The sequence below is a fragment of the Terrabacter terrigena genome (genome assembly GCF_042676085.1).
Classification (GTDB): domain Bacteria; phylum Actinomycetota; class Actinomycetes; order Actinomycetales; family Dermatophilaceae; genus Terrabacter; species Terrabacter terrigena.
In genome coordinates this window covers 89586-107205 of record NZ_JBHTKH010000007.1, presented here as the reverse complement: position 1 = coordinate 107205, position 17620 = coordinate 89586, and the positions used below count along the sequence as shown (strand labels likewise).

The 17620-nt window shown below is 72.7% G+C and carries 16 protein-coding genes; 9 read left to right on the top strand and 7 right to left on the bottom strand.

What is annotated here, in order from left to right; translation table 11 throughout:
* Window positions 1-59 precede the first annotated feature (59 nt).
* The 3 genes from ACFQ2V_RS12405 to ACFQ2V_RS12395 form a co-directional block, all read right to left on the bottom strand.
* On the bottom strand, window positions 60-872 hold the full coding sequence (locus ACFQ2V_RS12405; protein WP_386053005.1) for a PP2C family protein-serine/threonine phosphatase: 813 nt from the start codon (window positions 870-872) through the stop codon (window positions 60-62).
* A complete protein-coding gene (locus ACFQ2V_RS12400; RefSeq protein ID WP_386053004.1) occupies window positions 869-1366 on the bottom strand; it encodes a hypothetical protein in 498 nt (165 codons plus the stop codon). The genes ACFQ2V_RS12405 and ACFQ2V_RS12400 overlap by 4 nt, the downstream gene beginning before the upstream one ends.
* A 224-nt stretch (window positions 1367-1590) precedes the next feature.
* Complete coding sequence (locus tag ACFQ2V_RS12395; protein ID WP_386053003.1) at window positions 1591-3090, bottom strand: CCA tRNA nucleotidyltransferase; 1500 nt, start codon at window positions 3088-3090, stop codon at window positions 1591-1593.
* A gap of 139 nt (window positions 3091-3229) precedes the next feature.
* Between ACFQ2V_RS12395 and ACFQ2V_RS12390 the strand changes: the two genes are divergently transcribed.
* From ACFQ2V_RS12390 to ACFQ2V_RS12355, 8 genes are all read left to right on the top strand, one after another.
* Complete coding sequence (locus tag ACFQ2V_RS12390; RefSeq protein ID WP_386053002.1) at window positions 3230-3715, top strand: NUDIX hydrolase; 486 nt, start codon at window positions 3230-3232, stop codon at window positions 3713-3715.
* Between the two features lie 92 nt (window positions 3716-3807).
* On the top strand, window positions 3808-6165 hold the full coding sequence (locus ACFQ2V_RS12385) for a DUF6049 family protein (protein WP_386053001.1): 2358 nt from the start codon (window positions 3808-3810) through the stop codon (window positions 6163-6165).
* Window positions 6166-6221: 56 nt separating this feature from the next.
* Window positions 6222-8192 carry a protein kinase family protein gene (locus tag ACFQ2V_RS12380; RefSeq protein WP_386053000.1) on the top strand — a complete coding sequence of 657 codons (1971 nt, stop codon included), beginning with the start codon at window positions 6222-6224 and terminating at the stop codon, window positions 8190-8192.
* Between the two features lie 3 nt (window positions 8193-8195).
* Window positions 8196-8768: an RNA polymerase sigma factor SigM gene (gene sigM, locus ACFQ2V_RS12375; protein ID WP_386052999.1), complete on the top strand. Its 573-nt coding sequence runs from the start codon at window positions 8196-8198 to the stop codon at window positions 8766-8768.
* A gap of 172 nt (window positions 8769-8940) precedes the next feature.
* On the top strand, window positions 8941-9768 hold the full coding sequence (locus ACFQ2V_RS12370) for a hypothetical protein (RefSeq protein WP_386052998.1): 828 nt from the start codon (window positions 8941-8943) through the stop codon (window positions 9766-9768).
* A 233-nt stretch (window positions 9769-10001) separates the two neighbouring features.
* On the top strand, window positions 10002-11036 hold the full coding sequence (gene trxB, locus ACFQ2V_RS12365; protein WP_386052997.1) for a thioredoxin-disulfide reductase: 1035 nt from the start codon (window positions 10002-10004) through the stop codon (window positions 11034-11036).
* Between the two features lie 87 nt (window positions 11037-11123).
* Window positions 11124-11447, top strand: coding sequence for a thioredoxin (trxA, locus tag ACFQ2V_RS12360; protein ID WP_223128242.1), 324 nt, complete (start codon window positions 11124-11126; stop codon window positions 11445-11447).
* 135 nt (window positions 11448-11582) lie between these two features.
* The gene (locus ACFQ2V_RS12355; protein WP_386052996.1) at window positions 11583-12809 is read left to right on the top strand and encodes an N-acetylmuramoyl-L-alanine amidase; all 1227 of its coding nucleotides are present in this window, start codon (window positions 11583-11585) and stop codon (window positions 12807-12809) included.
* Window positions 12810-12903: 94 nt separating this feature from the next.
* Here the strand turns inward: ACFQ2V_RS12355 and ACFQ2V_RS12350 are convergent, their stop codons facing one another.
* Window positions 12904-13560: a GNAT family N-acetyltransferase gene (locus ACFQ2V_RS12350; protein WP_386052995.1), complete on the bottom strand. Its 657-nt coding sequence runs from the start codon at window positions 13558-13560 to the stop codon at window positions 12904-12906.
* A gap of 202 nt (window positions 13561-13762) precedes the next feature.
* Between ACFQ2V_RS12350 and ACFQ2V_RS12345 the strand changes: the two genes are divergently transcribed.
* The gene (locus ACFQ2V_RS12345) at window positions 13763-14788 is read left to right on the top strand and encodes a glutathione S-transferase family protein (protein WP_386052994.1); all 1026 of its coding nucleotides are present in this window, start codon (window positions 13763-13765) and stop codon (window positions 14786-14788) included.
* A gap of 87 nt (window positions 14789-14875) precedes the next feature.
* Here the strand turns inward: ACFQ2V_RS12345 and ACFQ2V_RS12340 are convergent, their stop codons facing one another.
* The 3 genes from ACFQ2V_RS12340 to ACFQ2V_RS12330 form a co-directional block, all read right to left on the bottom strand.
* Window positions 14876-15682: an alpha/beta fold hydrolase gene (locus tag ACFQ2V_RS12340; protein WP_386052993.1), complete on the bottom strand. Its 807-nt coding sequence runs from the start codon at window positions 15680-15682 to the stop codon at window positions 14876-14878.
* A gap of 104 nt (window positions 15683-15786) precedes the next feature.
* A complete protein-coding gene (locus ACFQ2V_RS12335) occupies window positions 15787-16680 on the bottom strand; it encodes a metallophosphoesterase family protein (RefSeq protein ID WP_386052992.1) in 894 nt (297 codons plus the stop codon).
* Window positions 16681-16751: 71 nt separating this feature from the next.
* Window positions 16752-17612, bottom strand: coding sequence for an Fpg/Nei family DNA glycosylase (locus ACFQ2V_RS12330; RefSeq protein ID WP_386052991.1), 861 nt, complete (start codon window positions 17610-17612; stop codon window positions 16752-16754).
* Window positions 17613-17620: the final 8 nt, after the last annotated feature.

The window sequence follows — 17620 nt, the reverse complement described above, 5'->3', positions numbered from 1 at the left end:
CCCGATGTGCGTCCACCCGTCGGGGGCCCGTTCAACGACAACCGACGGGCCACTCACGTCTACGACCTGCTCTCCCCTGATGAGCCGTGCACGTTCTCGCGCGGGGTGGTGTCCTCGTCGACGTCGGAGTCGGCGTCCTGCCCCTGCACCGCGACGACGATAGCAGTGACGTTGTCGTGCCCACCCGCCTCGACCGCCCGGCGTACGAGCTCGGCGGCGGCCTCCTCGGCGTCGTGGTGCTCGGCCAGCACGTCCTGCATCTGCTCCCGCGTGAGCTCGTTGGAAAGCCCGTCCGAGCAGATGACGAAGACCTCGCCGGGGTAGGGCGGGAACACCCAGGTGTCGACGACCCCCATCGGGTCGCGGCCGAGCGAGCGCGTGACGACGTTGCGGGCCGGGTGGCGCTGCGCCTGCTCGGGCGTGATCAGGCCGCGCTCGACGAGCTCCCACACCTCGGAGTGGTCGACGGTGACCTGCGACAGCTCGCCGTCGAGGCAGCGGTAGACGCGGGAGTCACCGATGTTGAAGACGGCCCAGTGCCGCGAACCGCCGACCGAGACGAGGGCGAGGCCCGCGACGGTCGTGCCCATGCCGGTCTGCTCCGGGTGGCGCGCGGCAGAGCCGAGGATGCGGCGGTTGGCCTCTCCGACCTGCTCGACGACGTCGCGCACGTGCACCACCGGGCGGTCGGCGAGCTCGACGACCGACTCGGCCGCGATGCGGCTGGCCACCTCGCCGGCCGCGTGCCCACCCATGCCGTCGGCGACGACGTAGACGGTGCCCTTCGTGCGTGCGGAGTCCTCGTTGTGCCGGCGCACGCGCCCGACGTCGGTGGCGACGCCGACCGTGATGGCGGGCAGGGTCGACGTCATGAGCGGTCGCCCGTCGCGCCCCAGGGCGTGACCCGCACGCTGGTCAGGACCCGGCGGATGAGCTCGTAGTCGGCCTCGGCGCCCGCACCCCCGACCGCCCCGGTCAGCTGGACGAGGTGGGCGGACGGGCCCGAGCCCGCGGCGGCCACGTGGAAGAGGTTGGCCTGCAGCACGGTCTCGACGTCGGGGTCGGGCCAGGTGGCGTCGCAACCGACGAACTGGGCGTCACCCAGCTCGGCGGCATACGGCTCGGACACGGCCCCACCCCGCGAGGTGGCCATGGCGCGGAGCTGGTCGAGGGAGTCCTCGACCTGGAAGGCGGGCCCGCAGGGCTCGATGTTGACGACGACGTTCGGCGCGAACGCGCCCTCGCGTGGCAGGCGGGCGGCCATGGTCGTGCCGGGTGCGTGCACCGGCTCCCAACCCTCGGGAACCTCGAGGGCCACCGACGGCTGGCCCGGGAAGTCGGCGCTCGGGTAGGCGAGGGTGCTCATGGCTCGTTCCTTTCGGTCGTTCCCGCAGGCGTCGGGGACGGCGCGGTCAGTCAATCATTCACCGCGTGCGGTGTCAGGTCGGCCGGGCGCCCTCGCGGGCCGGTGGCCGGGAACGACGGTGTCCGAGCCTACGGACGTGTCGTCGGTGACGCGATGGGGAGCACTCCCCGGCCGTATGCCGCCCTGCCGAACACACCTGCTCGCCGCCCTTGCTCGAGCTCGGCTCAGGCGGACGGCTCGCGGGCGGCCCACCAGGCGAGCAGCTTCTCGCGGGCCGCGTCCTTGCCGATGGGGCCGTCGTCGAGGCGCACCGAGAGCAGGTAGTCGTAGGCCTGGCCGAGCACCGGGCCGGGCCGGATGCCCAGGGCCTCCGCGATCTCGTTGCCGTTCAGCTCGGGACGCACCGCGGCGAGCTCCTCCTCGGCGGCCAGGCGGTCGATGCGGGCCTCGAGGTCGTCGTACGCGCGCGACAGCCGCTGCGCCTTGCGCACGTTGCGGGTCGTGCAGTCGGAGCGGGTGAGGCGGTGCAGGCGCGTCAGCAGCGGACCGGCGTCGGTGACGTAGCGGCGCACCGCGGAGTCGGTCCACTGGCCTTCGCCGTAGCCGTGGAAGCGCAGGTGGAGCTCGACGAGGCGGGCGACCTGCTTGGTGGTGTCCTTGTCGAAGCGCATCGCCTTCATCCGCTTGCTCGTGAGCTTCGCGCCGACGAGCTCGTGGTGGTGGAAGGAGACACCGCCGCCGTCCTCGAACCGCCTCGTGGCCGGCTTGCCGATGTCGTGGAGCAGCGCGGCGAGGCGCAGCACGAGGTCGGGGCCGGGCACGGACTCGGCCGGGCCGCCAGCGGGACCCTCGAGGTCGATCGCCTGCTCGAGCACGATGAGGGAGTGCTCGTAGACGTCCTTGTGGCGGTGGTGCTCGTCGAGCTCGAGGCGCAGCGCGGGCAGCTCGGGCAGGAACACGTCGGCGAGGCCGGTGTCGACGAGGAGCGTGAGTCCCAGCCGTGGCGTGGGCGAGAGCAGCAGCTTGGTGAACTCGTCGCGTACGCGCTCGGCCGAGATGATCGACAGGGTGCCGGCCCGCTCGACCATCGCCGCGCGCACCTCCGGGGCCACGTCGAAGCCGAGCTGCGAGGCGAAGCGGGCCGCCCGCATCATCCGCAGCGGGTCGTCGGCGAACGACTCCTCCGGCGCGGCCGGGGTCATGAGACGCCGGGTGACGAGGTCGGAGAGACCCCCGTGGACGTCGACGAACTCGAGGCTCGGCAGGCGGATCGCCATCGCGTTGACGGTGAAGTCGCGGCGCACGAGGTCGCCCTCGAGGCTGTCGCCGAACATCACCTCGGGCTTGCGCGAGGTGCGGTCGTACGTGTCGGCCCGGTAGGTCGTGATCTCGATGACGTGGGCGCCCTTGCGCAGCCCGACGGTGCCGAACTCGCGACCGATGTCCCAGTGCGCGTCGGCCCAGCCGACGACGACGGCGAGGACCTCGTCGGGTCGGGCGTCGGTGGTCAGGTCGAGGTCGGGCGAGACGCGGCCGAGGAACGCGTCGCGGACGGGTCCGCCGACGAGGGCCAGCTCGTGGCCGGCCGCCGCGAACCGCTCGCCGAGCTCGCCGAGCATCGGCAGCACGGGGGCGAGGCGGGCGACGGCGGCCCGCAGCAGCGGGAGGCCGGCGTCGGCCTGCTGGGCGCCGCCGGGGACGGTCGTGTCGGGTCGTTCTGGCACGCGCCACAGCCTAGTGAGCCGCGGCGAGGAGCCCGAGCCGACGGCTCGCGCCCGGCTCGTCCCGGGACGCTCGAGAGGCAGGTGGCGCGGCCGGTCCCGACGGCAGGGCGGTTCGCCCGCGGCCCGTTATGGTGGCGATGTGAGCGCGCAGCCCGTCCCCGCCCCCGTGCCGGGGAGGCGTCTGCCCGCCGTCGAGGAACGATCTGCCGGAGGCATCGTCGTCGACGTGCGTGAGGGGCTCGCGCTCATCGCCATCATCGCCCGCCGCAACCGGGCCGGGCGCATCGAGTGGTGCCTGCCCAAGGGCCACGTCGAGCCCGGCGAGACCCTCGTCGAGACCGCCGCGCGCGAGGTCGCCGAGGAGACCGGCATCGTCGGGCGGGTCCTCGTCGAGCTCGGCACGATCGACTACTGGTTCGCCACGTCCAACAAGCGGGTCCACAAGTTCGTGCACCACTACCTCCTCGAGGCGACCGGCGGTGAGCTCTCCATCGAGAACGACCCCGACCACGAGGCCATCGACGTCGCGTGGATGCGGCTCGACGAGGTGCACCGCAGGCTGACCTTCCCCAACGAGCGCCGCATCGCGCAGGCGGCGTGGAACCGGCTGGCGGGGACGGCGTGACCCATCCAGGGTCGCGGCGTCCGGGATCGAGCGGCCGCCGCGGGACCCGCCTCGCTCGCCGACTGGCTGCCACGGCGACCGTCCTGGCGACCGTGACGATCACGTCGGGCGCGGTGGTCGCGAGCGCCGCCGGGACGACCCGCCCGTGGGAGTCGTCTCCCTCGACTGCCGCCGCCGCGTCCACCTCCACCGCGACGGCGCGCCCACCTGCCGTGACACCGGCACGCGACGTCGCACTCGTCGTGCTCGACTCGATGACGCCCTCCGTGGTCGGCCCCGGCACCGACGTCACGGTCACGGGCTCGGTCACCGCGCCGCTCACCGGCCCCCTGACGGGGCCGAAGGTGCAGGTCGTGCGCGGCGACGTCGCCGTCAAGCAGCGCGCGGCGCTCGACGACTGGGCGTCGGGCCGCACCCCCACGTCCGGGCCGACCGTCGTCACCACCGACCTCCCCAGCGTCGCCGCCGGCCAGACCCGCACCTTCACCGCAACCATCCCGTGGCGCCAGCTGCGCGCCGACGACGCGTTCGCGGCGGTGCCGATCTCGGTCGAGGTCATGCAGCAGGGGGCGAGCCAGCCCACGGGCACGACGCGGACGTTCGTGGCCTGGAGCGGGCGCAAGGAGTACGTCCCGCTCAAGGTGGCCACCGTGCTGCCCGTGACCCTCGACCCGGACGTCGAGCTGTTCTCCCGCGACGACACCGCGCGAGAGAGCGCCTGGCAGCGCGCCATCGGCGCCGACTCCCGGGTCGAGCGGATCCTCGCGGGCACCCGCGGCACACCGGTCACCCTCGCCGTCGACCCGGCGGTGCTCGGGACCGCCGCGGCCGGTGGCCAGGGCGCCGGCCCCACGCCGACCGGCACCCCGACGGGCACGTCGACGGGCACCCCGACGGGCACAGCCGGCGGCGCCCCGACCGGAAACCCGGGGTCGACGGGTACGCCGACGCCGGGCACGACGGGCAGCACGACGGGCGGCACCACGCCCGGAGCCGCGTCCGGCACCCCGGCGCCGACGGGCACGACGGACACCCCGTCCGACCAGCCCACCCAGTCCGCCCAGTCACCGACGGCGCAGGCGATCGGGCGGCTCGGTGATGCGCTGGGCACGCAGCTGCGCGGTCGCAGCGTCTGGGCCCTCCCGTACGCCGACGCCGACATCGCGGCCACCGTCGGCACGGCCCCCGCCAACGCGCTGGTGCGCGACCTCGTCACCCGCGCTGCCGGCCTGGCCCAGCGCCTCGACCAGCCGGTGCGCTCCGACGTCGTCTGGCCCGTCGACGGGCTCCTCCCGGCCGGCCGCGAGCAGGGCGTGCGCACCCTGCTGTCGACCACCCCGGTCAAGAAGGCCGCCGGCATCGTCGTCAGCTCCGCCGCGGTGACGAAGGCGGCGCCCTACACCCCCAGCGCCCGTCGGGTGGCGACCGGCGGCACCCGGCTGCTCGCGTACGACCCGCGTCTGTCGGCCCTGCTGCCCAAGCGCACCGACCCGAGCCCTGTCCTCGCGACGCAGCGCTTCCTCGCCGAGTCCCTCGTGCTGCTGGGCGAGCGGGCCGGCACGTCGCGCTCGGTGCTCGTCGCAGCACCGCGCTCCTACGACCCCGACGGGCCGGCCCTCGCGTCGTTCCTCGCCGCGACGGCGAGCGCCCCCTGGCTCGAGAGGGTCGACGCCGCGTCGCTGCTCACCGACAGCGGCAGTGACAGGGCCGAGGTCCAGACCCGGCCGACGACCGCCGTCGCCTCGGCCGCCGCCCGTCCGGTGCTGAGCGCCGGACGTCTCGCCCAGATGGCCGACCAGCGCGACACGCTGCTCAGCGTGTCGTCGGTGCTGCGCGACGGTGAGCAGTTCCAGCGCACCTACCGTGAGGTCCTCGACGAGCTCGCGAGCGCCCGCTGGCGCGACCGGCCGGGTTCGTGGGGCACCCTCGCGAACTCCGTGGCGGCCGACGTCCGCGCAGCCACGAGCGCGATCCGGGTCGTTCCCCGCACCACCACGATCAACCTGCTCGCCGAGAACGGCACCCTGCGCATCACCCTGGAGAACGGCCTCGACTACACCGTGGAGGGCATCCGCCTTCGCCTCGTGCCCGACAACCCGCGCATCCGCGTCGTCGAGCAGCCCGACCCGATCTCGATCGGGCCCGAGTCGCGCACCAACGTGCCCGTCGACGTGGCCGCCGTCGCCGCCGGTCGCGCCCAGATCCGCGCCTTCCTGACCACCGCCGACGGGACGATGATCGGCTCCCCCGCGACGATCCCGGTGTCCGCCAACCCGCTCGACGGCACCATCTACTGGGTCGGCGGCATCCTCGTCGGGCTGGTGCTGCTCGCCGGCGTCCTGCGCGCCGTGTTCAAGGGCACGTCGCGCGTCGACGAGATCGCCGACATCGAGGCCGTCACCGCGGCACACCAGGCCCTCGGCGATGCGGACGACCGGGATCGGCACTGACTCGGCCTAGGATGGGGCCCGAGCCAACGCATCCACGCACGACCGGACGAGGGAGGGTGACGCACGTGCAGGGAGTCGGACCCGGATCCGTCCTCGGCGGTCGCTACGCGGTGACGCTGCGCACCTCCGAGGGCACCCACCACGAGCGCTGGCGCGCCAACGACCACACCCTCGAGCGCGAGGTCGTGCTCGTCTGCTTCCCGGCCGCCTCCTCCGTCGCCGCGCCCGCGCTCGACGCCGCCCGGCGCGCTGCGGGCATCGAGGACCCCCGCCTCGTGCGCGTCCTCGACGTCGGCACCGACCGCGGGGTCGGGTTCATCGTCGAGGAGCCACTGACCGGCGCCACCCCGCTGTCGCACCTGCTCCAGAGCGGTGGCCTCTCCGCCGACGAGGTGCGCCGCCTCACCGGTGAGGCGGCCACCGCGCTCGAGAAGGCCGGGCACCGCGGGCTGCACCACCTGGCGCTGACGCCGAGCTCGCTGCTGCGCATGCCCGACGGCGCCGTCAAGGTGCGCGGGCTCGCCACCGAGGCCGCGCTCACCGACACCGACCTCCTCTCCGACGAGCGTGCCTCGCGCGCCGACGCCGTGGGCCTCGTCAAGATCGCGTATGCCGGCCTGACCGGTCGCTGGCCGATGGTGTCCGTCGACGACGGGCTGATCCCCGCGGGGGGCTCGGTCGGGCTCGAGTCCGCCCCCACCATCGTCGGCGGGGTCGCCGCACCGTCGGAGATCGCCGTCGGGGTGCCCAACGACCTCGACCTCATCTGCCGCATGACGCTCGCGAGCGGACGCCGCGGGCCCGTGTCGCCCGGCGACCTCGCCCTCCAGATCGCTCCCTGGGCCGCCGAGCAGGCGACGTCCGACGGCGCCACCGGCATCAGGCTCCGCAGCCGCGAGGAGCTCGAGCCCACCCGGGTGCTGCCTGCCGTCGGTGCCGGCGCCGCGGCGGTCGGTGCCGGAGCCGGTGCCTCGGCCGGCGCCGGGGTGGCGGGCGCCTCCCCGTCAGGCGACGCCGCCCAGACCGACACGTTCTTCTTCGACAGCCTCTCCGACATGGGCGGCGGATCCCTCGAGACTTCCGACCGGCCGGACGACGACGAGGCCGGGCGCGGCTCACACGGCATCGCGGCCGGGGCAGCTGCTGCCGGTGCTGCGGCGGCCGGCGTCGCCAGCGTCATCGGCGACCGCGTCGGCTCCTTCGCCCGTGCCGCCGCCGACAAGGCCGCAGCACGCGCTGCCGAGCGTCGCTCGGCGCACGACGACTTCGACGGCGAGGAGATCGGTCTCGACGACGCCCTCGACGAGGCGCCGACCGCCCGTCTCGAGCCCCCGCTGCCGGTCTTCGGCCACGACGTGCCCGAGTCGCCCAGCGGTGCCCAGTCGCGCATCGCCCTGGCGATCGTCGGCGTGCTCGTGCTCGTCGCCCTCGTCATCGGCATCGAGAACGTCGCGAAGATCGGCCAGCACGACGGTCCCGTCGGCGCCGTCACGGTGACCCGCACACGTCCGCCCAGTGCCACACAGGCGCCGAAGCCGACCACCACCAAGCCGCCGGCGGCCACGACCACCGCGCCCCCGGCCGCCGGGCCGGTGTCGATCATCGGCGGCAGCGGCTTCGACCCCCAGGACGGCAACGAGGCCGACCAGAACGTCAAGCGCGTCTTCGACGGCAACCCCGGTGACGGCTGGCGCTCGCGCTGGTACGGCACGCCCACCTACAACGGTGACAAGGACGGCGTCGGCGTGCTCCTCGACCTCAGCGGGCCCACGGTCGTCAAGGAGGTCGACCTCGTCCTCGGCGCCGAGCAGGACGTCACCGTGTACGCCACGAACTCCGACTCCACGCGGTCGCTCGAGGGCGCCCAGGAGGTCGGCTCCGCCACGGGCGCGAACGGCACGGTCACGATCAAGGCTGGTGGCCAGCTCAGTCCCGCGAGCAAGCTCGTCGTCCTCGTCACCAAGGCCGGGCCGGCCGAGACCGACCGCCGCTACCGCGCGCAGATCAACGAAGTGACGGTGCGCTGACCGATGACCCCGGGGGTTGCCGCCCCGATCGCCGAGCTGAGCGACCGGGAGCTGCTCGCGCTGCACGTCGCCGGTGATGACCACGCCTTCGCCGAGCTCTTCCGACGGCACAAGGACCGCATGTGGGCGGTGGCGCTCCGAACGGTGCGTGACCCCGAGCTCGCCGCCGACTGCGTCCAGGACGGCTTCATCGCCGCCTTCCGCCGTGCCGAGTCGTTCCGTGGCGAGGCCGCCGTCACCACCTGGCTGCACCGCATCGTCGTCAACGCCTGTCTCGACCGGCTCCGCCGCCGCAAGCCGACAACCGAGCTGCCCGAGTACGACCTCGCCGACCGGCACGACCACTACGCCTCCACCGAGGTGCGCCTCGACATCCAGGAGGCCCTCGCGAAACTCCCCGAGGGTCAGCGCGCCGCGCTCGTGCTCGTCGACATGCATGCCGTGCCCGTCGCCGAGGCCGCCGTCATCCTCGGCGTCGCCGAGGGCACCATCAAGTCGAGGTGCGCCCGTGGCCGGGCCGCGCTGGCGCAGCACCTGGGGCTCACGCCGGGTCAGCGCCCGGCCGAGCACGACTGACGCACGGCCGCACGGCCGGTGCGCGCCGCCACCGCCCACCCCACGACGACTCCGGAAGAGGTGGTTGAATCCGGTGGAACCTCGATGGGTACAGGGACCGTCGAAGCCTCGGCGCGCGGCATACCTGCGCGTGCCGGCACGACCCCCGCACGCACTGCCCGAAGGACCCTCCGTGGACGAGTCCGCACACCTTTCCGACCACGACGACATCGACCACATCGACCACATCGACGGTGGCACGGAGCCCCGGCTCGACCCGACCGTCGAGGCGCGGGTGACCGCCCTGCTCGCCGCAGCACCCGACCCCGGACCCATGCCCGACGACGTCGAGGCTCGCATCTCGGCGGCCTTGGCGGACGTCGCCCGGCTGCGCGTCGACCCCGGCCCGCTCCTCGACGCCTCGGGTCGCGCAGACGCGGGCAACCCCGACGTGGCCGCCGGCGAGGGGAACGTCGTGCCGCTGACGCCGCGCGCCGGTCGCCCGAAGCCGATCTACCTCGCGGCCGCAGTGGCCGCCGCCGCTGCCGTCGTGGCAGTGGGGGCCTCGGCCCTGCACGTGACCAAGCGACCCAACGGCGCAGCCATCGTCGGCGACACGCGGAGCTCGACGAGCCAGGCCCCGGCCTCCGGCGGCTCGACCAACGGCGGCCTGCACATCCAGCTCAGCACCACGGCATACGACAGCGTCAGCCTCGCCGCGAAGGCGCGCGCGCTGCTCGACCACCCGGACCAGCCCCTGCGAGACCTGGCAGCCGAGTCCCCCTCCATCGGCCCGATCGGCACCGCGATCGGCCTGGAGGCCTGTCTGGAGGCCATCGGCGCGCTCGACGCCTCCACCCCCAGCCCCGAGGCCGTGTCGGCCGACCTGGCGACCTACGACGGGCGGCCTGCGGTCGTCGTGGTGGTCACGCGCGGCGGCGCCAGCACCGCGTGGGCCGTCGAGCGCAGCTGCAGCACCGGCACCCCCGGCGTCCTGAAGGGCGCCACACCGGTCCCGTGAGCCCCACCGGCGGGCTCCCACCCCGTCCGTCCGGGCCCGGTGGACACGGGTCCGTGTGCCGACGGGCGAGGGAACAACGAACGCCTAGGATCGGTTGAGGCCTATGCGGGCCCGACCTCCGCCCTGCCGGCACCGCGCCCGGCAGCGACGGGCACCCACGCCGGCGGGTCGCACGAGCGGCACGAGCGGTTCCAGGGCCGCACGACACGAGAGCTTTACGAGGAGCACCCCACATGTCCGACGTCCGCAACGTCATCATCATCGGCTCCGGCCCGGCGGGCTACACCGCCGCGGTCTACGCCGCGCGCGCGAACCTCGCACCCCTCGTCTTCGAGGGCGCCGTGACCGCTGGTGGCGCGCTGATGAACACGACCGATGTCGAGAACTTCCCGGGCTTCCCGGACGGCATCATGGGCCCGGACCTCATGGACAACATGCGCGCCCAGGCCGAGCGCTTCGGCGCCGAGCTCGTGACCGACGACGTCACGGCCGTCGACCTGACGGGCGACGTGAAGACGGTCACCGACGGCGAGGGCAACGTGCACCGCGCCAAGGCCGTCATCCTCTCGATGGGATCGGCCTACCGCGAGCTCGGCCTGCCCCGCGAGAAGGAGCTGTCGGGCCACGGCCTCTCGTGGTGTGCCACCTGTGACGGCTTCTTCTTCCGCGACCAGGACATCGCCGTGGTCGGCGGCGGCGACTCGGCCATCGAGGAGGCGACCTTCCTGACGAAGTTCGCCCGCACGGTGACGATCATCCACCGCCGCGACGAGCTGCGCGCCAGCAAGATCATGGCCGACCGCGCGTTCGCCAACGACAAGATCCGCTTCGCCTGGAACTGCGAGGTCGCCGAGATCCACGGCGAGGGCAAGCTGAGCGGCGTCACGCTGCGCGACACCGTCACCGGCCAGACGCGCGAGCTCGCGATCACGGGCCTGTTCGTGGCCATCGGACACGACCCCCGCAACGAGCTCGTCAAGGGCGTCGTCGAGACCGACGACGCCGGCTACGTGCTCGTCCAGGGCCGCTCCACCCGCACCAACCTGCCCGGCGTGTTCGCCTCGGGTGACCTGGTCGACCACACCTACCGCCAGGCCATCACCGCCGCCGGCTCCGGCTGCGCGGCCGCCCTCGACGCCGAGCACTACCTCGCCGCCCTCGAGGACACCGCCTCGCCGGCCGAGGCCGCCGCCGAGGCCGCAGCGATCGACGAGACCGACTCCGGTGCGATCCCCGACCCGCGCGCCACCGTCGGCGCCGACGCCTAACCTCGAACCAGCCCCACCTGCCGCATCCGCACGTCCAGCACGAACACCTGCACCCCCGCCCCCGCGCCAACCAGAGAAGGAATCTCCATGGCACTGAAGAACACGACCGACGCCACCTTCGCCGACGACGTCCTCATGAGCGAGAAGCCCGTGCTCGTCGACTTCTGGGCGACGTGGTGCGGCCCGTGCCGCAAGGTCGCCCCGATCCTCGAGGAGATCAACGAGCAGTACGGCGACAAGATCGAGGTCGTCAAGCTCGACACCGACGCCAACGTCGACACCGCCGCCCGCTACGGCGTCGTCTCGATCCCGACGCTCAACGTCTACGTCAAGGGCGAGGTCGTCAAGACGATCGTCGGCGCGCACCCGAAGCCGAAGCTGCTGCGCGAGCTCGAGGAGTTCATCGCCTGACCGGCGACGACGAAGGGGTGGCCAACCGTCACGGTGCCACCCCTTTCGCGTACTACGCTGCTGACGGCGCCCGTCTTCTCCCGGTCACGCACAGCCACCCGCACCGCACCGGGAGTCCTCCCTGAAGGAGCCGAGATGACCCCTCCCCAGACCGTCGTGCTCCGGCGCGGCGACGCCGGGCCCGCAGTGGCGGCCGTCTGCGAGCGGCTCGTCCTCTCCGGTGACCTCCCCGGGGGCGTCGGCACCACCGACACCGACGGCCATCCCGTCTTCGACGAGCGGGTCGAGCAGGCGGTCAAGTCCTTCCAGCAGCGCCGCGGCCTGATCGTCGACGGCATCGTCGGACGCTCGACGTATGCCGTGCTCGACGGCGCACGCTGGGCACTCGGCGACCGGGTGCTCCGCTACGTGCCGGAGCACTTCGTCGAGGGCGACGACGTCGTGGCCCTGCAGGGGCGTCTCGCCGAGCTGGGCTTCACCCCGGGCAAGGTCGACGGGCTGCACGGCCCCGCCACCGACGCCGCGCTGCGCGCCTTCCAGGCCGCCGTCGGCCTCACGCCGGACGGCACCGCCGGACCCGAGACGATGCGCGCCTTCGCCGGTCTGCGCCGCTCCGTCAGCGGGGGCTCCGCCAACGCGCTGCGCGAGCGCGAGCACCTGCGTCGCAGCGGCTACAGCCTGAGCGGGCGCACGATCGTGCTGGACGCCGGCCACGGCGGCAGCGACGGCGGCGCCGAGGGCCGCAACGGGCTCGTCGAGGCGCGGCTCGCCCTCGACCTGGCCCGACGCATCGAAGGTCGGCTCTCGGCACACGGCGTCAGCGTCGTGTTCACCCGCACCGAGGCCACCGAGGGTGGCAGCGACGAGGAGCGCGCGGCGTTCGCGAACTCGTGCGACGCCGACCTCGTGCTGTCGCTGCACACCGACCACTCCGAGTCCGGCTCGGCGCACGGGGTCGCGACCTACTTCTACGGCCACCCCGACAACGCGAAGCACAGCGACTGGTCCGTCATCGGCGAGAGCTTCGCCGACCTGCTGCTGCGCGAGGTGGTGGCGCGCACCGGTCTGACCGACTGCCGCTCGCACGCGCGCACGTGGCCGCTCCTGCGTCGCACCCGCATGCCCGCCGTGCGCCTCGACCTCGGCTACCTCAGCCACGCCGGCGACGCCGAGGCCCTGTCGCACGGGCACACCCTCGACCACGTGGCCGAGGCCGTCGTCGTCGCGCTCCAGCGCGTCTACCTCGGCGAGGCCGACACGGCCCGCACCGGCGTGCTGCGTCTCGACGACCTGCGCCGCCACCTCGAGGCCATGCGTGCCGCGCAGGTGGAGAGCGTGAGCAGCGACCGCACGGTGGGCTGACCCGTCGAGACGGTGATTCGTCCCGACGAACCACCGCACCGGTCGTGCGTGCGGCGCTGAGGCGTTTCGACCGTGGCCCCGAGCCTGTCCGGAGTCAGGCGCGGTCGGTCACGTGGGCGTGGCTCGAGCCGTTCGGGTGCGTCTCCGGCACGGGCCGCATGCCGGGCACCCTTGACAGGGCCCGCGCCACCGCGGCAGCCGCCTCGTCACGCAGGGTGACCACGCGCCGCAGGTCCATCCTCAGCCGCGGGTAGGTCGGGTGGTCACGCTCGACGCGGTAGCCGGCCTTCTCCAGCAGGTCGGCCTCGAGCACGCAGGGATGCTTCGAGACCGCGAGCGGGCGTGCGGCGACGACCTCGAGCGAGCGCACCCGGTGCTTGAGGGCGTCCTTCGCGGCGGACTGCAGGAGCACCTTGCGAAGGCCCCGGCCGGCATACGGCTGCGCGGTGACCGCGGTGAGGAGCATCAGCGTCGACGGGTTCGACGGTGACGTCGGGAAGGCCGCGAGACGGGGCACGTGCCGGGCCGGCGCCAGCATGACGTAGCCGGCAGGCCGCCCGTCCACATAGGCCACGCGCCCGGGCGGGCCCCACTCACTGGTGACGGCGCGCACCCAGTCGGCGAGCACGTCCTCAGGGGCACGGTCGTCGCCGTGGCCGTTGCGGGGGACGGTCTGCCAGAAGGTGCACGGCGCGCACGACCCCACGAGGTCTCCGACGAGGTCGGGCGTGAGTGCCCGCAGGTCACGCATCGCGCCACCGAAGTTCCCGCATGCCCCCATTCTGGCCCGCCGGTCGCCGGTCGGCATCACCAGGCGCTCGTATCCGCCGGCCGAGCCTGGGGGCGAACGCATTCCCGCGAGCCAGCCGAGCACCGCGGGCTCGTCGTCCGCGGGCGTGCCACGACCGGTGCGCCTGGTCGGGAGCGCGGGTTCACGAACTAGGGTTGGCCGCATGAGCGAGCCGGGGACGTACGTCGAGAAGAGCTTCAAGCGCGACACGAACTACATCACCACTCGCATCACCGCCGACGGTCGGGATGGCTTCCCCGTCGAGGCCGGCCGCTACCGCCTCGTCGTGGCGCGGGCCTGCCCATGGGCCAACCGGGCCATCATCGTGCGACGGCTGCTCGGCCTCGAGGACGCCCTGTCGATGGGGATCTGCGGGCCCACGCACGACAGCCGCAGCTGGACGTTCGACCTCGATCCGGGCGGTCTGGACCCGGTCCTGCGCATCCCGCGCATCCAAGACGCCTACCTCCGTCGGGATCCCGAATACCCCCGTGGCATAACGGTTCCCGCGATCGTCGACATCCCGACCGGCGCTGTCGTGACGAACGACTTCAAGCAGATCACGGTCGACCTCGAGACGCAGTGGCGAGACCTGCACCGCGACGGCGCGCCCGACCTCTACCCAGCCGAGCTCGCCGACGAGATCGAGGCGGTGAGCGAACCGATCTACCGCTTCGTCAACAACGGCGTCTACCGGTGCGGCTTCGCCGGCACGCAGGACGCGTACGACAAGGCCTACCGCCGGCTGTGGGAGCACCTCGACCTCCTCGAGGAGCGGCTCTCGACCCGGCGCTACCTCGTCGGTGACCACGTCACCGAGGCCGACGTGCGGCTGTTCACCACGCTGGTGCGGTTCGACGCCGTCTACCACGGGCACTTCAAGTGCAACCGGAGCAAGCTGGTCGAGCTGCCCGCGCTGTGGGGCTACGCCCGGGACCTTTTCCAGACACCGGGATTCGGCGACACCATCGACTTCGCACACATCAAGCGGCACTACTACGTCGTGCACAAGGACGTGAACCCGACCGGCATCGTGCCGCTCGGGCCCTCGCTCGAGAACTGGGCGAGCCCGCACGGCCGTCAGGCGCTCGGCGGCTCACCCTTCGGTGAAGGAGGCACTCCCCCCGGCCCGCCCCGCGAGGTCGTGCCGCCTGAGCACAACCCAGCCCTGGCCCTCATCGCAGGCTGAGGCAATCCCCTCGTATGCCGGTGGGTTCCCTTGTCAGGCAAGGGAGCCCACCGGTCGTCGTAGTGACGCGCCATCGGCGCCGATGCTTCAGGAGCGGAAGAAGTCCGCCAGCGCCGGAGCGAGCACGCCGACAGGCACCTGGTGGAACTCGCCGGGCAGCTCGACCGCGGTGGCGTTCGGCAGAGCCTTCGCCACGACACCGGCCGCGTCGTGCAGCCGCGGCATCTGGGTCCCGCTGCTGCAGACCGACAGGAACGGAACCGTCACGCGCGCAAAGGTTTCGGCCGGGATGCCCTGCTCATCACCCCCGAGGCACAGTCCGTCGTACTTGACCGTGTAGGCCATCGAGAGCAGCGCGTCCCACATCGGCGTGCCCACCATTCCCTCGACCATCTCCGCGGGCATACCGACGACCTCGTTGTTGAAGTAGCGCACGATTCCGGCTCGGTCGCCCATGGCCTCGAACGCGTCGAGGGTCTCGATGTAGTCGGCCGGCGGCGGCGGCCAGGCGGCGGTCCGGTAGGGCACCTCGAGGGCCGAGGCCTTGATGATGGGCGCACCGGCCGCCACGGCCTCGATCACCAGTGCGCCACCCGATGAGACGCCGAAAGCGTATGCGGCAGAAGGGCTTTCGCTGGCTGCGCTGATGACGGCGGTGAGGTCGTCGACCTCACGGGCCACTGCATAGGGCTCGGTGTCTGCGCTGTCCCCACGTCCGCGGCGGTCATAGGTGACGCCCGTGAAGCCGAGGTCGCCCAGGGCCTGCGCGACGTCGCGGAAGGCGCCGCGGTCGCAGAACGCACCCCCGACGACGACCGCGACGGGTCCTGAACCGTAGGCCTCGTACGCGATGGTGGTGCCGTCCGCCGACGTGGCTTTCTGGATCTGGCTCATGGCTGTCTCCCTTGGTTGCTGCGACCCGCGTGTCGGGTCCTCACCGTTGCGTCGAACGAGGCTCGTCCTGATCTACACTTCGATTTTCGAACTACTGGACGGTGTCACGTCCGCTTGCGCGAGAAGACCTCGCGCTGCTCGTCCTCGGGCACCGTCGCCATGAACTCCATGACTGCCTCCGAGAGGGCCGGCCAGGTCTTGTGCTGCTCGATGGGCACGACGGTGCCCACGACCTGGTCGGCGTGCACCTCGATGAGGTTCCACGACTGTGGCCCGTCGACACCCATGAGGAGCTCTCGCGGTGCACCTACGTCGTCGACGTAGCTCACACCTCCGGCCACGAAGACCGGAACGCGACCGAGGTTGCCGAAGCTCGTCACGTGCAGGTGCCCGCTGAGCACGGCTCGCACGTCGGTGGGCTCGATCGCCTCGCGGAGGCGGTCGACGTCGTCGAAGTCGAGCAGCTGCATGACGGGTGAGCGATACGTGATGGGCGCATGGTGGACGACGAGCAGCGTGCCGTGCTCGGCGGGTTGCGAGAGCTCGTCGGCCAGCCAGGCGTACTGCGCGTCCGAGAAGCCGCCGTGGTGGTAGCCGGGCACCGCCGAGTCCACGGCGATAATGCGCAACCCGTTGACCACGGTGACGCAGTCCTGTGGCTCGTGGGTGTCGAGACCGTGGAGGCGCTGGGCCATCGGTCGTCGCTCGTCGTGGTTGCCACCCGTGACCACGAGAGAGGCGCCCAGCCGATCGACGACGGGGCCCACGATCTCGAGCAGCAGGTCGTAGGCAGCGGGGTCGCCGCTGTCGGCGAGGTCGCCACTGATGACGAGGGCATCGATGCGCTCGCCCGAGGCCTCGACCCGGGCCGTGGCCTTGCGCAGCTGCCCCGCCGTGTCGATGTGACCGGCGAGCAGCCCACCCCCCGCGATCAGGTGGGGGTCGGAGAGATGGGCGATGACGTGCGTCGGCGCAGGCCGCGAACCGGTGAGGGCCATGCCACCAGCCTAGGGCTCGATGACGGCGGGATCACGCACGGGCACGCCCTCGGCGAGGCCCTGGGTCCGCCTCAGTGACGGACCTGGCAGGCAGGGCACCAGTAGAGGCGCCTGCCCGCGATCTCCTTCTGCTGCAAGGTGTTTCGGCACCGCGGGCACGGCTCACCAGTGCGCTTGTAGACGAGGAAGCGCCTCTCGAAGGTGTCTCCGAGGCGCTCACCCGTGAGCTGCCGGCTGATGGCACGCGATCGGCCAGAGCGTCTGGCCCGCTGGGCTGCCGCGACCTGGTCGGGCATCGTGATGATCTGTGAGAAGACGCGCCCCAGGGGCATCAGCAGCACGAGGTCGTCCCAGATCTCGTTCCACACCTGCTCCGACACGTCTCTGCCCGGCGTGAGAGGGTCGACGGCGAGACGGTGCAGCACTTCGCAGCGGTAGACGTTGCCGACGCCCGCCACCACGGACTGGTCCATGAGCAGCTCGGCGATGCTGCGCCGGCTGCGGCGCAGACGCTCCCAACCGGCACCGGGGTCGCTTCGCCGTCGGAGAGGGTCAGGACCCAGGGTGGCCACGATCTCCTGACGGCGCGCACGGTCCACGAGGGTGCAGATCATGGGGCCGCGCAGGTCTGCCCAGTGCTGGGGTCCGACGAGACGAAGCCGGACTGCACCCACGGGCGACGGCGGACCGTCGACGCCCAACGGCCGCACCGGGAACTGCCCGATCAGGCCGAGGTGCACGTGCAACGCCAGGTCCCCCACGTCGACGAAGAGGTGCTTGCCCCAGGCCTGCGCACGTTCGAGCACCTGGCCGTCGAGGAGCTCGGCATCGGCCGCGAAGCGCCCCTGAGGGCTGCTCGCCTCGAGCGCATGCCCCTTGAACGCACGCTCGAGCCGGTCGGCGAGCGCATGGATCGTGTGGCCCTCTGGCATGGTGTGCT

What these genes read in the sequence shown, in the direction of transcription:
- trxA (WP_223128242.1), top strand. Translation starts at nt 11,124, where the DNA reads ATGGCACTGAAGAACACGACCGACGCCACCTTCGCCGACGACGTCCTC.
- sigM (WP_386052999.1), top strand. Translation starts at nt 8,196, where the DNA reads ATGACCCCGGGGGTTGCCGCCCCGATCGCCGAGCTGAGCGACCGGGAG.
- ACFQ2V_RS12330 (WP_386052991.1), bottom strand. Translation starts at nt 17,612, where the DNA reads ATGCCAGAGGGCCACACGATCCATGCGCTCGCCGACCGGCTCGAGCGT.
- ACFQ2V_RS12345 (WP_386052994.1), top strand. Translation starts at nt 13,763, where the DNA reads ATGAGCGAGCCGGGGACGTACGTCGAGAAGAGCTTCAAGCGCGACACG.
- ACFQ2V_RS12335 (WP_386052992.1), bottom strand. Translation starts at nt 16,680, where the DNA reads ATGGCCCTCACCGGTTCGCGGCCTGCGCCGACGCACGTCATCGCCCAT.
- ACFQ2V_RS12350 (WP_386052995.1), bottom strand. Translation starts at nt 13,560, where the DNA reads ATGCGTGACCTGCGGGCACTCACGCCCGACCTCGTCGGAGACCTCGTG.
- ACFQ2V_RS12340 (WP_386052993.1), bottom strand. Translation starts at nt 15,682, where the DNA reads ATGAGCCAGATCCAGAAAGCCACGTCGGCGGACGGCACCACCATCGCG.
- ACFQ2V_RS12405 (WP_386053005.1), bottom strand. Translation starts at nt 872, where the DNA reads ATGACGTCGACCCTGCCCGCCATCACGGTCGGCGTCGCCACCGACGTC.
- ACFQ2V_RS12400 (WP_386053004.1), bottom strand. Translation starts at nt 1,366, where the DNA reads ATGAGCACCCTCGCCTACCCGAGCGCCGACTTCCCGGGCCAGCCGTCG.
- trxB (WP_386052997.1), top strand. Translation starts at nt 10,002, where the DNA reads ATGTCCGACGTCCGCAACGTCATCATCATCGGCTCCGGCCCGGCGGGC.
- ACFQ2V_RS12355 (WP_386052996.1), top strand. Translation starts at nt 11,583, where the DNA reads ATGACCCCTCCCCAGACCGTCGTGCTCCGGCGCGGCGACGCCGGGCCC.